Raw genomic sequence first — 13,075 nt, 5'->3', positions numbered from 1 at the left:
CGAAGCGGCGGTCGCGCCCAGCCCGCCTGGGCCGCGACCCCGCCCCGCGTTCGCAGTGAGATCCTCCGCCGTGCCTACGACATCATCATCTCGCGCACCGAGGAACTCGCCCTGCTGATGACCCTGGAAATGGGCAAGCCCCTCGACCAGGCGCGCGGGGAGGTCGCCTACGCCGCGGAGTTCTTCCGCTGGTTCTCCGAGGAAGCGGTCCGCGTCGACGGCGGGATGGCGCTGGCCCCCGAGGGCAAGAACCGGATCATGGTGCTGCGCCAGCCCGTCGGCCCGTGCCTGCTGATCACCCCGTGGAACTTCCCGCTGGCCATGGGCACCCGCAAGATCGGCCCCGCAGTCGCCGCCGGGTGCACCATGGTTCTCAAGCCGGCCCCGCAGACCCGCTGTTCCACGCTCGCTCTCGCCGCCATCCTCACCGAGGCGGGCCTTCCCGACGGCGTCCTCAACGTCGTCGTCACCTCGGACGCGGCCGGGGTCGTCGAACCGCTGCTGCGCGGCGGTCAGATCCGCAAGCTCTCCTTCACCGGCTCCACCCAGGTCGGCAAGATCCTGCTGGCCCAGTGCGCCGACACGGTCGTGCGGGCGTCCATGGAGCTGGGCGGCAACGCCCCCGTGATCGTCTTCGACGACGCCGACCTGGACGCGGCGGTCGAAGGCACGATGCTCGCGAAGATGCGCAACATGGGCGAGGCCTGCACCGCGGCCAACCGCATCTTCGTCCACAGCTCGCTCGCCGAGGAGTTCGCCGCGCGTCTGGCCGACCGCATGGAGGCCCTCACCGTCGGCGCCGGCACCGAACCGGGCACGGACGTCGGCCCGCTCATCGACGAGGCGGGCCGCGGCAAGGTCCACGAGCTCGTCCTCGACGCCGTGCGGCACGGCGCCAAACTCGTCACCGGCGGCGAGCTGCCGGACGGACCTGGCTGCTTCTACCCGCCCACCGTGCTGACCGGTGTCTCCGCCGACGCCGCCGTGAACCAGAGGGAGATCTTCGGCCCGGTGGCCGCGATCCTCACCTTCGACGACGAGGACGAGGTCGTCGCCGCCGCCAACGACACCGACTGGGGCCTGGTCAGCTACCTGTTCACCCGCGACCTCGACCGCGCCCTGCGCGTCAGCGAGCGGCTGGAGAGCGGCATGGTCGGTCTCAACACCGGCCTCGTGTCCAACCCGGCCGCGCCGTTCGGCGGTGTCAAGCAGTCCGGTCTCGGCAGGGAAGGTGGCCGGGCGGGGATGGACGGATTCCTGGAGTACAAGTACATCGCCATCCCGACGGGAAACTGACTCGGCCGGCGAGTGGTGGCTGCTGACTGACGCCACAGCACGAACACGAGGTGGACGCGGCCGATTCGACCGCGTCCACCGGGCATGTGGTCACGCGCTCAGGCACCGACGCCGCTTTCGTTCGGCTTCTGGGACAACGACGCCGTCGCCGTGATCGTCCCGGCGGCTCGGTCCCGTCGATCATCCGGCGATCTTGTACCTGCCGAGCACCATCTGGGCCAGCTCGTCGGCGATCTCGTCCAGCGTCGCGTCGACCCATCCGACGACCCAGTCGTGCATGAGTCCGTTGACGGCGCCGATGATGGCCGCGGCGGTGATGCGGTAGTTGCCAGGAGGGATCTCGCCACGGGTGACGGCGTCCGCCGCGAGCCGGTTGATCATCTCGACCCAGATGGCGCGGCGTTCGAGGCGCTGGCGGTCCATGCGCGGGCTGACTCCGACGACCTCCACGTAGGCGATGCGGGCGTGGCGCAGGTCGGCACAGGCGCCCTTCACGTAGGCGTGCACCAACAGGGGCAGCAGCTCTGGCAAGGTCAGGTGCCCAGCATCGGGCAGCACGTCGGCGACTGCCTTCGCCGCCACGTCGTTGACGTGGAGGTGCAGGTCGGCCAGCAGGTCTTCCAGAGTGCGGTACTCCTCGTAGAACTGGCGGCTCGACAGCCCCGCAGCCTTGCACAGGTCACCCAGGCGAGTTCCCCGGTAGCCCGGCCCGGTGCCGAACACCTCCAGGCCCGCTTCCTGGAACCGCCCGCGCCGCTCGGCACGACGCTCAGCCGCGTCCTTGCCCCCGTAGCGGCCCTCCGCCGGGGTGATCCTGCCTGCCACTGTGCCTCCATCGGATCCGCGCGGCAGTTTCCCCCACTGGCTCTTGTGGCCGGCATCACGTCAGCCTACTATCCAGTAGCCAAGATCTGAACTTGGCCAAGTTCAGATCTCCCTGCGGCATGCGCCTTCCTTTGCGGGCGCCCACTTCACTCGGAGAAGCAGCGATGCACGCTACGTCCGACCCTGCACGGAAAGCTCGCAACGGAAGCGCTCTCACGCGCCTGACACGCGTTGTCGCCGCGGCGACAGCCCTCGCCGCCTGCGTCACCGCCCCGGCCGCCTCCGCGGCCCCGCTGCGCGAGGTGATGTTCGTCGGCAACAACTGGGACGGCACCGCCGACGTCATCAAGTCGACCGGCGACTTCGCCAAGATCGGCCGCCTCAACGTCATCCCCGACAAGACCCAGCGACTGACCGAGATCTACCTCAACCCGATCAAGCTGGCGTTCTTCCTCGGCATCCGGCAGGGGCCGGGCGAAGGACACGACCAGTTCGTCGACGACATGTACGCCACCCCTGACGGCACGGCCATGGTCGTCTCACGACCCAGCTTCGCCGACGTCGTCTCCCTGGACCTCGCCACCGGGAAGATCAAGTGGCGGTTCCCGGTGTCGGGCTTCCGTTCCGACCACATGGCCGTCTCCCCCGACGGCGGCAAGGTCGCGGTCTCGGCGTCGACCTCCAACACCGTGCACGTGCTGGACATCAACACCGGCAAGCAGCTCGGCTCCTTCAAGACCGGTGACAAGCCGCACGAGAACGTCTTCACCAACGGCGGCAAGTACATCTGGAACATGTCGATCGGCGAGGTCAACAACAACTTCGACGCGCCGTGGCAGGACTTCCTCAAGGGCGACCGGCACATCACCGTCGTCGACGCGAGCACCTACCAGGTCGTCAGGACCATCGACATGCGCAGCCGGCTGGACGCCTTCGGCCGCAACGACTTGTCCAACTCCGTGCGGCCCGCGGTGTTCAGCCCCGACTTCTCGAAGCTGTACTTCCAGGTGTCGTTCTTCAACGGTTTCCTGGAGTACGACGTCGCCACCGACAAGATCACCAAGGTGAAGACGCTGCCGAAGAATTCGGGCACCAGCGACGACCGCACCACCTTCGTCAACGACTCGCGCCACCACGGCCTGTCCATGAACCCCGACGGCAGCAAGCTTTGCGTCGCCGGAACGATGGACGACTACGCCACCATCGTCGACCGCGCCAGCCTGCAGGAGGGCCCGCTCGTCACGGCCTCCAAGCCCTACTGGGCCACCGTCAGCGGTGACGGCCGGGCATGCGTCATCTCCGAAAGCGGCACCGACCAGGTCACCGCGATCGACTTCGCCACCGGCCAGAAACTCGTCTCCGTGCCCGTCGGCGACCACCCGCAACGCGTCCGCATCGCCCACATCACCGCGGACTGGACCGGCCCCACCAGCTGATCATCAACCGTCCACCGGGCCGCTTCACGCTCCTCAGCGGGCTGCCGTGAGCATGGCGTCGCCGAGCCCGCGTGCCTGACGCGCGGGCCCGTCGAATCCACTATGGACAGCTGATCAGCAAGATCGCCGGTGTTCTCGCGCACCCACGCCTTGGTCTCGACGGCCAGGGCGTGCGCTTTGCCTGAAGCGTTCGGCAGCTCGGCCATCGCCATGAGAAGAGGGCGTGGAACAGATCAAGACGGGCGTGGTCCGTGCACCGTGGCCCGACATGCCGTCCGCGGTTGTCAATCCGGCCGATATCGCGGCTGTCACGGCGAAGGCGCTCCTGCCAGCGGATCATGAGGGCCGCGAGTACGCGGTGACCGGGCCCGAGGCGTTGCGACCGGGCGACCGGGTGCGGATCCTGGCCGAGGTGCTCGGCCGTGACATCCGGTACGAGCCGCAGCCCGATGACGAGGCCCGCGCGGAGTGGGCTCGCGCCAACGCGGGCCCGCGCCGACTACTCCGTGCTGGCCGCCCTCGATGACCACGGGCCGCTGAGCCAGGCGGACATCGGCCGCCGTGTCGGCCTGGACCGCAACGACGTCAACGGCATCCTCAACCGGCTCGAAGCCGCGGCCAGGGTTCAGCGCGAGGTCGATCCTGCCAATCGGCGCCGCAACATCGTCGCCCTGACCGACGACGGTCGCCGCTACCTGGCACAGATCCAGCACCACGCCGAGCTGGTCCAGGACGAGCTCCTGGGCGCGCTCGACGCGGCGGAACGTCGCCAACTGCAGGCACTGCTGGCCAAACTCCTCGACGGTCACGGCCCGCAACCGGCCTGATCAAGCGGCCTGCTAGCGGAGTTGGTCGTCGGTGTAGTACCCGGACTCCACGAGAACCTTGTGGTAGTTGGCCTTGTTGACGCTCACGGGGTTCAGCAGGAAGGCCGGGACGACCTTGACGCCGTTGTCGTAGTCGTTGAGGTTGTTCAGCTGCGGCGGCGTCCGGCCCTTCAACGCGGCGTCCGCCATCATCGCCGTGACGGTCGCCAGCTCGCGGGTGTCCTTGTAGATCGTCGAGTACTGCTCGTCGGCGATGATGGACTTCACGGAGGCGAGCTCGGCGTCCTGGCCGGTCACGATCGGGAAGACAGGGCCGTAGCCGTTGTTCTTCAGCGCGGCGAGGATGCCGAGGGAGATGCCGTCGTAAGGCGAGAGCACGCCGTTCACCTTGGTGCGGCGGTATGTCGTGGCGAGGATGTCCTCCATGCGCTTGCGGGCGGTCTCGCCGTCCCACCGAGGGGTCGTAACGGACTGGAAGTCCGTCTGACCGCTGCGCACCACCAGCGTGCCGCTGTCGAGGTATGGCTTGAGCACGGACATGGCGCCGTTGAAGAAAAATGTCGCGTTGTTGTCGTCCGGCGAGCCGGCGAACAGCTCGACGTTGAACGGACCTTTCGCGGAGCTGGGCCGGCCATCAGCGGCACGAAGCCCGAGCCCGGCCAACAGTGACTCGGCCTGGTAGACGCCGACCCGGAAGTTCTCGAACGTTGCGTAGAAGTCGACGTACGGGCTGTCTCGCAGGAGCCGGTCGTAGGCGATCACCGGGACCCTGGCGTCCGCGGCCCGCTGAAGTGGCTGGGTCAGCGCGGAGCCGTCCACCGAAGCGATGATCAGCAGCTTGGCGCCGTCGGCGATCTGGCTCTCGATCTGTTTCACCTGGCTGGGAACGTCGTTCTCGGCGTACCGCAGGTCGACCCGGTGTCCCAGCCTTTCCAGGTCGCGCTTGATGTTCTCGCCGTCGTGGATCCAGCGCTCCGACGAGGTCGTCGGCATGGTGACGCCCACGAGCGCACCCTCGGCGGGTTTGACCTGCTGGCCGGCCGCCGGCGCGCCGCACGCCGTCACCAGCAGCGCCACCACCGGCACCACTGATCTGGACAATCTCATGCTGGCTCCTCGCGCGGATCAACATCGGTGTTGACGATCGCCGCGGTTCCCAGGGCGGGCCGAAAGCACGGCCCACGTGTGATCCGCGCCACGAGCGAGTGTGAACGTTAACAAGTGAAGTTGCGCCTATCAAGCGAAGGCGTGACGTACCCGGTGCCGTCGAACGCTGACCGCGGAACACCCGCTGCGCGACCAGTTCTGGTGCCAGCCGATAGTCGCTGCACCGCTCGGGCCGACGCGCTCGCCACATACCGCGGCGTGAGCAGGCTGTTGTCCGAGGAGCTCGGCCTCGATCCCGGACCCGAGCTGCACGCCACCATTCTCGCGGCGTGCTGACCCCACCTCACCACCAGTTCAGCGGCGTCTCGTCGTCGGCGGGGTCGTACACGTTGCCGAAGTACCAGTTCGTGCCGGGATGCGCCGCCACGAAGTCCCTGAACAGCTTCTCCACCACGGGGAACGTGGCGGTCACCGGAATCGAGTAGACCGAGTTCAGCTCGGTGGCGCCGTCGAACGTGCCACCGAGCCGGTTCACCTCAGCCACCAACGTTTCCGGCACCTCGTGCGCCCCGTAGATCTGGATGCAGAGGTTGCCCCCTCGCTCGACCACCTCGTAGGTGCCGTCCCGCTCGTCGTAGGCGATCACGTCCCCTTTGGCGATGCCGCCCGCGAGGCCGGGGGCCGCCACCACGTGATAGCGGCCTCCGGTCAGATCATCGACGAGCAGCTCCTCGAACGAGGGTTCGCCGTTCGTCTTGTGACCTGCCACGATCAGGATCACCGTGCGTGCGCTGGACATGTTTTCCCATCATGCGCACCGCCTACGGGCGGTGGAGCCATTCGACGAGGTCGGGTGGGGCCAGCTCGACCACGCGGCGCTGGTAGCGGTCGAGTGCGGCGGAGTCGAGCAGGCGACGCCACTGGCCGCTGGTGCCCGAGCGGAAGAAGTTCTCGTTGCTGCGCCACAGTTTGGCGTCGACGCCTGGTGCCAGCTCGTCGGCACGGCCGCGCATGTGGTCGAACGTCGCCGCTGTGGCCAGTTCGTTGATGCGTTGCTCGCTGACCTCGATCGACAGCACCTGCGCCAGGCGCCGTAGTTGGCCGGGCAGGTCCGCCTTGAGGTCCGCGTAGTGGAACAGTGCGACCTGGGGCTCGTCGCGGCGATCCCAGAACGTTCGTACGTGGTTGACCAGGTTGGCCAAGGTGACGCCGAACGAGGTCGTGTCGTTGACGAGGTCCGCGTCGGCCCACACCCAGAACCGGTCGAGCGGGTCCGGCGCCGGGAGCTGGGCCACCTGCGGGTCGAGCGAGGACATGGCGTCCGGATGGATGTTGGCCGCGGCGTTCTCGAAGGACAGCATGGCGTCCCTCGGGTCGCGCCCGACGCAGACGTAGGTCACGTCCTGGTGGAACGGCAGGCCGTCGAGCGGCGTGTGGGTCTTGATGAACCGCCGGTGCCGCTGGCTCTCGAGCGTGGCCAGCGTCGCGGCCGTGTCGTAGGTGACCGCGTCCAGCCACGGGGAGATCTCGGTGAGCGGCCGGTCGAACTCGGCCGTGTCGAAGATCAGCAACGCGCACAGCATCTGCATCCACGTCGTGCCGCACTTCGCGGGCGGGCTGAGCACCACGTCCCCGGCCCGGAACGGGAAGTCCACCCACAGCGCGCTGTCGGACACCACTGTTCTGTATCGCCGCAACGTAGCCATGTTCAGCTCCCCCAGCCGTCGACATGCGTCCGCTTCCAGGGTGCCACGCTTCGGCGCCGGTCAGTAGACCTCCTCGGCCCGCGACGGGGTGGCGTTGGAGCACCGGGTCTCGCGGTCCATCCGTGAACGCCTGCCCCGACGACGTGGCCCTGGAGCAAGTGCAGCGAGGAGCCACCATGAGAAAACTGATGATCTTGGTGGGCGCGATCGTCTTGGAAGTGGCGGCCACGCTGTCCCTGAGGGCGGCAGCGATCGACAACCCTTGGTGGACGGTGCTGACCGTTGCGGGTTACGGCGGCCCGTTCGTGGCCCTTTCCGCACTGCTGCGCATGGGTGCCCCGATCGGTGTCGTCTACGGGATCTGGGCGGCCGCAGGTGTCGCCCTGACAGCGGTTTTCGGCGCTGTGCTGTTCGCAGAGCCGTTCACGCTGCTGATCGGGTTGGGGATCGCGACCGTGATCGCCGGGGTCGTCCTGGTGGAGACCGGCCACTCTGTCGCTGCGTGCTTCGGAAGGACTGAAGAAAAAGCAGTGGATCGCCCCTGTCGCGGCCTCCTACGCAGCCGCGTTCGGACTGCTGACAGTCGCTCTCGCGCAGGGCATGCCGGTCGGCATCGCGTACGGCATCTGGGCGGCCTGCGGTGTTGGGCTGACCGCGAGCGGGGCGCGGGTGTTCTTCAAAGACGCGCTGACCAAACGCATGGGGGCCGGCATCGCGGTCATCGCCGCAGAGGTGCTGATCATTGAACTCGGCATGGCCGCGCACTAATTAGGAGGAAGATCCCAAGGGTCATCAACACCACGAAGAGAGCGCACGCGACCCAGTTCCGTGACGTGGCTGCCCAAAGAAACCCGGCAGTTCCACCACCCACGAGCACGGCGAGGATCACAAGAGCCGACGACGAAGGCAGATACCTCGGTCCGAAGCCAGTCCGTCGGTCGACCTCGTTCTGGACCACCCGCCACAGGCCGCGGTCTTGACGGCGTCCCTTCTCGATCGCCTCGCTCAGCTGCGCCGCCACCGCCTTCACGGCAGCGGCTTCCAACACGCGTGTTCCAACCTCGGTCATCGCTCGGTTCACTTTCGTACTCGGAATACTGCGAAGTGCGTGTTCGGGGGCGTCCGGACAGGCTTCCCCGCCTACAACGACGGAAAGGGCTCATCCGAATCCCGTTGCACCGCACCGTCTGCGTCGCCGGCCTCCTGAAGGCGGACGCACCGGCGGACGATCAGATCCCTCGATTCGTCCTCGTCCAGGCTGACCTCGTCGAGCGCCCGGATGACATCCGCGTAGCCTCCGACAGCCTCCTTCGTCTCGACGAAGAGGCTGGAGTTCTCAGTCTCCGTCCACACCAGCGGCTCGTACTTCGGGAACTTCAGCTGAGTGAAGGGCCCCGCTATGCCCGCATGTGCACCAGCTGCTGCAGGCACGACCAAGATCCTGATCTTCTTCCAGTTCGCCATGAGCACGAGGTGCTGCAGCTGGCCGATGTGCTCTTCTGGTGTACCGATCTGAAGATCGAGCGCGAGTTCGTGGATGTAGAAGGTGCAGTCCAGACCGTTGCTGAGCAGCTTCTGCATCTCCTGCAGTACACGCAACCGCTCGTCCAACTCGTCGACCGACACGGTGGCGGACGCGGTCAACACGGCGCGCTCATACTCAGCTGTCCGGAGAAGAACTGGCACGGCGTGCGTGTGCCAGCTGATCAAGGTTTCGGCTGCGGCGAGGTGGGTGAGGGCGGTCCGCGGTCGTACCGGCGCGCACTTGCCGTGCAGCTGCCACCATCCCGACAAGTCCCTCTCCGGAAAGAGTTCGAGCAGATGGTCACGCTCATCGGCTTTGGCCCGGCAGAGACCCAGCAGTAGCGCGACCTCGAGCCGGCTGACACCGCCCTTGCCGGTCAGCACGTCCGAGACTTTGGCCTCCTGCCAGCTCAACAGGTCGGCAACCTCTCGGGCGTTCAGCCCCGAGTTCGTGATAGCAGCTCGCATGCCCTCACCGAATTCGCGGCCGCGCGCGGTGGAGAATCTCTTCGGCATGTCCGAATTCCTTGTGCTGATAAGAAGGTTGAGAGGAGGTCGGTTCAGTCCACCGAGGACTCGTGCAGCCTGTGCCTCCTTGGGCTCCAGCACGTGCGGTCCCGCGTTGTCGCCGTAGCTGCTCCGACGGCGAGGTGAACCTTGATCAGCATCCGGCACGGTGCAGGAATCCTGCGCCAGAACGGTCCGCTGCGACACTTTCTGCAGCAGCCGTTCTCGTCCGGGAGATGTTCGTCGACAAGCGCATGCACCGCTGCGACCAAGCCTGGGACTTCCCGACGCATCATCGACAAGGCGGATGCGGCGTCGCCTTCAGCCGCGACTCGCGACACGAGATCCAGGTGATCATCGAGACGCTGCCGCAGCTCAGCGAACAAGACCAGGTTGCCCATCGCCGATCCCCTCCTGGACTAGCTCGCTCGACGCGACTGTTCCGCCGGGTCCTCCAGCTGATCGACCACGACTTGGGCCGGGCACTTCCGCAGAGCCAGTTCCACAACGACCCGAACGCGAACCGTTCTCTTCGGCTGTGCCACGTGCACGCCCCTTCTCGCCAAGGCCACCCAGCGCCACCCTCACTGGGTGGCGGTAGCCATCGAAGCCAGGCCTCATCGAAGAAGCAGCGCCACGGCCTGGTACGGCGTCGACCGTGCCGTGGCGTGCCCCGTTCGCCGGGATCGGATAGCGGTGACGCCGTACGTCCGGAACGAGTGCCAGCAACAAACACCCAGCTCCCGACCTACCGCTCTGCCAACGAACGCTCTCGAAGGGCGTGATCAGGAAACCGAACGGCAGAGCCGTGCGATCTGCATCGATATCAGTGATCATTTCCCGCCCTCCACGTCATAGGCCCAAGCTGATCTACTGACAGACGAAGCGTATAGTCTGATATCAGAGTCTGATAATGCCCCGTTCTGGTGAACACAGTCCTGCTACTCTCCGTAGCGTTTGCCTTGGGTTCGGTGATCTGTTCAGGAGGTGCGCGCATGGCGTCCGTGGAGATGCCGGCCTTCATCCACAACATCCAGTGCGGTCGATTGCTCGAAGCGCTGCGCGATGAGCGCACTCAGCGTGAAGTGGCGACTGCGTGCGGGTGGAGTCAGCCGACTCAAGTCGATCTGGAGCGCGGTCAGAAGCTCTTCACGGCAGAGAACCTGGAGAAGCTCAAGGCTGCGCTTGGTGGAGACGCAGAGACCTGGACGCAGATCGCTTGGCACGCCGAGGTCGGATCCGTCTCGGTACCGAAGGCTGATCTTCGGTGGAAGTTCAAGTCCGAGCCGATGCGCAAGCTGGTCGACATGGAGCGCACAGCCACGTTGATTCGCTGCAAGGCAAGCATGCTGCTACCCGGCATGCTCCAGACGATCGAGTTGATGCGCTACCTCATGGAGGTCGCAGGAGTCGCCGTCGAAGAAATCGATCGGCTCATCAACCTTCGCGTTCGACGCCAGGAAGCGCTCTTGAACCCCGCCCAACGGTTCGAGTTCATCATCGACCAGGCCGCACTCGCGCGGGTGAGTCTCATCTCAGACACCACAGGCATTTGGGCCGGGCAGCTGACGCGGCTGGCCGAGGTCGCAAAGCTTCCCAACGTGCACATCAAGTGGGTGCCGTTCAGCCACGGGTTCTACCCAGGTCAGGAAAGCGACTACCACCTCGCCACATATGCAGCTGACCCCGCGCTGCACCTCGTCTACGTTGAGCGTTACGACGAGCAGGCGGTCCTGCACGAGCCGAAGATCGTCAAGAGGTACCTGGATCTGTGGGAGGCGCAGGAGAAGGTCGCGCTTGGGTCGGATCAAGCAGCGAACTTCCTTGCGTTCGTAGGCGGACCGCAGCCGTCGTAACGGTTGGTGACGGCAACAGCGGAAGGATCGGCTTACGAGATGAACGAGCCATCAGCAACGTCCGATATCGGATTCACGCCCTGGTTCAAGTCCTCCTACAGCCAGCCGAGTGAGAGCGCGTGCGTCGAGATCAGGTTCGGAGCTGATCAAGTCGGCGTTCGCGATTCCAAGGCGCCTGACGAAGGCCGCCTGGGTATCCGTGGAGGTGCTTGGTCTCAGTTCACGACCTGGGTGATCGACGAAAGCCACTGAGACACAGCTGCGTCCCGGTGGCCTTCGCTCGGCCTGTTTCCTGTGTACAACGCCCTTCGGCCCCTGCCGCCGCCGCGCATGCAGCGGCGGCAGGGGCTGAAGGGTGCGGTTGATCAGCGCTGGCGACCGAGCAGGATGTGGGGATATCCGCGGTTGATCTGCTCGCCGAGCTCGACGTTGAGCTCGGCGATGAACTGGTCGAGGTAGGTCAGTGCGTCTTCGGGGGTCTGAGCCTCGGCTTCGGCCTTGTACTCGAACTCGACGAACGTGCCCGCGCCTTCGACGTGGTCGAAGGCGATCTCGATGTCATCGAGGGTCCAGGCCTCGCGGGTCTTGTTCACCGTGACCAGCGGCGGGAAGCCGAGGGCTTCGAGCATCCGGCGGATGGCTTCGACATCGCCGACCGAGGACTCGAACTCGTCGGCGTGCGGGCGGCCGGCGGGCCAGAGCTTGTAGTTGATGGAGGCGTTGCCGTCGTTGTCGGTGCGCACACGCAGCCACTCGGAGATCGCCTCGGGCTCGGTGAAGTCGCGGTGCGGCGCGTTGAAGTAGGAGTCGACCTGATTGGTCGGGTCGGTGGCCTTGGCTCCCCGGTCGACCAGCCTTGCCTTCAGAGCCTCCGGGTCGGACAGGGCGTACTTCTTCTCGACCTCGATGTACTTCACGTCAGGTCGCCTTCCTCATGAGTGGTGGAGTGCAGGAGAGTCCGGATCTCGACGAGCTCGTCGTCGGTGAGCGGATTGCCGAGACACGTGACGTTCGTGTGGATCTGTGCAGCGTGGCGGAACCCGGTGAGCACGATCGAGTCGGGTGCCGATTGCAGCACGTAGCGCAGCACCACGCGAACCAGCGCCGCGGGGTCATGCCCGAATCGGTCGCGCAACGGCGCCAGCTTGGTCGACGCGACCCGCAACGCCTCCGCGGTGAAAGCCGGGTCAGTGCTGCGGTGGTCAGTGTGGCTGAATGTAGGTGGCCGGTCGGGGTCGTAGCCGCCGAGGAGCACGCCCTGGCCGAGTGCCTGCTTGATCAGCACGCCGACACCGTGGAGGCGGGCGAACGCGAAAATGTCGGTCTCGTCGGGGCCGTAGAGCGGGCTGAGCAGGTTGAACCGCGCTTGCACCACATCGGGTGCGATGTCCTGGAACAGCTTGAGAAACCGTGCCGACTCCGCAGAGTGCTGCCCGTCTCCGTCAGCCCACTGCTGGGCGAAGACGTGCGGCGCGCGTATGCCGATAGCGCCGATGATGCCGTCGGCGTGCCATTTGTGCATGAGCTTGATCGCGTCGGCGAGATACCGATCGTCATCGCCGAAGTCGTTGCTGTGGAAGAAATAGGCGTCAAGGTGGTCGGTGCTGAGGTTGGCCAGCGTCGTGTTGAGTTGGTGGCGCATCTGGTCCGGGTGGTACGGGTGCGGGCCCGTGCCGGCAAAGTAGCCGACCTTGCTGGAGATGATCAGCCCGTCGCGGCCGACCTCGCGGACCAGGCGACCGAGGAGGCGTTCAGACCGGCCGAGGCCGTATACGTCGGCGGTGTCGTAGAAGGTCACGCCAAGCTCGTGTGCCTTCAGCAGCGCGGCGAAGGCCTCGTGCGGATCGACGTCGTCCCAGCCGATCGGGACACCGTTGTTCGCTGCCGGGCCGCCGATGGTCCAGCAGCCGGCGCCGATCACCGAAACTTCCTTGTCCAGGCCGGGAAGGACCCGGCGTTCCAAGGTGGGCACAGTGCAACCTCTCCCTTTG

The 13,075-nt window shown here is 66.3% G+C and carries 15 protein-coding genes and 1 pseudogene; 9 read left to right on the top strand and 7 right to left on the bottom strand.

Annotation, left to right across the window (positions count from 1 at the left end):
- On the top strand, nt 1-1,296 hold a 1,296-nt coding region (locus tag FXN61_RS20545), incomplete at its 5' end, for an NAD-dependent succinate-semialdehyde dehydrogenase (protein ID WP_167975668.1).
- A 180-nt stretch (nt 1,297-1,476) separates the two neighbouring features.
- On the opposite strand, the gene FXN61_RS55510 is transcribed toward FXN61_RS20545, so the two are convergent.
- The gene (locus tag FXN61_RS55510; RefSeq protein WP_167975667.1) at nt 1,477-2,121 is read right to left on the bottom strand and encodes a TetR/AcrR family transcriptional regulator; all 645 of its coding nucleotides are present in this window, start codon (nt 2,119-2,121) and stop codon (nt 1,477-1,479) included.
- A gap of 164 nt (nt 2,122-2,285) precedes the next feature.
- Here FXN61_RS55510 and FXN61_RS20535 point away from each other — a divergent pair, with 164 nt between their 5' ends.
- The 3 genes from FXN61_RS20535 (at nt 2,286) to FXN61_RS20525 (ending at nt 4,384) form a co-directional block, all read left to right on the top strand.
- Nucleotides 2,286-3,557: a YncE family protein gene (locus FXN61_RS20535; protein WP_167975666.1), complete on the top strand. Its 1,272-nt coding sequence runs from the start codon at nt 2,286-2,288 to the stop codon at nt 3,555-3,557.
- A gap of 223 nt (nt 3,558-3,780) precedes the next feature.
- The gene (locus tag FXN61_RS20530; RefSeq protein WP_167975665.1) at nt 3,781-4,083 is read left to right on the top strand and encodes a Rossmann-fold NAD(P)-binding domain-containing protein; all 303 of its coding nucleotides are present in this window, start codon (nt 3,781-3,783) and stop codon (nt 4,081-4,083) included.
- Complete coding sequence (locus tag FXN61_RS20525; RefSeq protein WP_167975664.1) at nt 4,064-4,384, top strand: MarR family winged helix-turn-helix transcriptional regulator; 321 nt, start codon at nt 4,064-4,066, stop codon at nt 4,382-4,384. The genes FXN61_RS20530 and FXN61_RS20525 overlap by 20 nt, the downstream gene beginning before the upstream one ends.
- A 12-nt stretch (nt 4,385-4,396) precedes the next feature.
- Here the strand turns inward: FXN61_RS20525 and chvE are convergent, their stop codons facing one another.
- The gene (gene chvE, locus FXN61_RS20520; protein WP_167975663.1) at nt 4,397-5,491 is read right to left on the bottom strand and encodes a multiple monosaccharide ABC transporter substrate-binding protein; all 1,095 of its coding nucleotides are present in this window, start codon (nt 5,489-5,491) and stop codon (nt 4,397-4,399) included.
- 201 nt (nt 5,492-5,692) lie between these two features.
- Here chvE and FXN61_RS55505 point away from each other — a divergent pair, with 201 nt between their 5' ends.
- Nucleotides 5,693-5,827 (top strand): BTAD domain-containing putative transcriptional regulator, encoded by a 135-nt coding sequence (locus FXN61_RS55505; protein ID WP_223165528.1) that lies wholly within the window; start codon nt 5,693-5,695, stop codon nt 5,825-5,827.
- A 7-nt stretch (nt 5,828-5,834) separates the two neighbouring features.
- On the opposite strand, the gene FXN61_RS20510 is transcribed toward FXN61_RS55505, so the two are convergent.
- Nucleotides 5,835-6,290, bottom strand: a complete 456-nt coding sequence (locus FXN61_RS20510) for a DUF4265 domain-containing protein (protein ID WP_167975661.1) — start codon at nt 6,288-6,290, stop codon at nt 5,835-5,837.
- Between the two features lie 22 nt (nt 6,291-6,312).
- Entirely contained in the window at nt 6,313-7,197 is an 885-nt protein-coding gene (locus FXN61_RS20505; protein WP_167975660.1) for a sulfotransferase domain-containing protein, read from the bottom strand.
- A 23-nt stretch (nt 7,198-7,220) separates the two neighbouring features.
- Here FXN61_RS20505 and FXN61_RS55500 point away from each other — a divergent pair.
- Both FXN61_RS55500 and FXN61_RS20495 read left to right on the top strand, forming a co-directional pair.
- A pseudogene (locus FXN61_RS55500) lies at nt 7,221-7,634 on the top strand (DMT family transporter); the annotation flags it as partial.
- A gap of 55 nt (nt 7,635-7,689) precedes the next feature.
- Entirely contained in the window at nt 7,690-7,965 is a 276-nt protein-coding gene (locus tag FXN61_RS20495; RefSeq protein ID WP_167975672.1) for a DMT family transporter, read from the top strand.
- A gap of 372 nt (nt 7,966-8,337) precedes the next feature.
- Here the strand turns inward: FXN61_RS20495 and FXN61_RS20490 are convergent, their stop codons facing one another.
- A complete protein-coding gene (locus FXN61_RS20490; RefSeq protein ID WP_167975659.1) occupies nt 8,338-9,330 on the bottom strand; it encodes a helix-turn-helix domain-containing protein in 993 nt (330 codons plus the stop codon).
- 893 nt (nt 9,331-10,223) lie between these two features.
- Between FXN61_RS20490 and FXN61_RS20485 the strand changes: the two genes are divergently transcribed.
- Complete coding sequence (locus FXN61_RS20485; RefSeq protein WP_167975658.1) at nt 10,224-11,084, top strand: helix-turn-helix domain-containing protein; 861 nt, start codon at nt 10,224-10,226, stop codon at nt 11,082-11,084.
- Between the two features lie 39 nt (nt 11,085-11,123).
- Complete coding sequence (locus FXN61_RS20480) at nt 11,124-11,336, top strand: DUF397 domain-containing protein (RefSeq protein WP_167975671.1); 213 nt, start codon at nt 11,124-11,126, stop codon at nt 11,334-11,336.
- A 113-nt stretch (nt 11,337-11,449) separates the two neighbouring features.
- Here FXN61_RS20480 and cyaB read toward each other — a convergent pair whose 3' ends face one another.
- Both cyaB and FXN61_RS20470 read right to left on the bottom strand, forming a co-directional pair.
- Nucleotides 11,450-12,001, bottom strand: a complete 552-nt coding sequence (cyaB, locus tag FXN61_RS20475) for a class IV adenylate cyclase (RefSeq protein ID WP_167975657.1) — start codon at nt 11,999-12,001, stop codon at nt 11,450-11,452.
- Nucleotides 11,998-13,056: an aldo/keto reductase gene (locus tag FXN61_RS20470; RefSeq protein ID WP_167975656.1), complete on the bottom strand. Its 1,059-nt coding sequence runs from the start codon at nt 13,054-13,056 to the stop codon at nt 11,998-12,000. Before FXN61_RS20470 ends, cyaB begins: the two co-directional genes overlap by 4 nt.
- Between the last annotated feature and the right edge of the window lie 19 nt (nt 13,057-13,075).

The sequence above is a fragment of the Lentzea indica genome, assembly GCF_012184385.1.
GTDB classification, from domain to species: Bacteria; Actinomycetota; Actinomycetes; order Mycobacteriales; family Pseudonocardiaceae; genus Lentzea; species Lentzea indica.
Note: the sequence above shows the minus strand (reverse complement) of the source record. Positions and strands in the feature narration are given on the sequence as shown.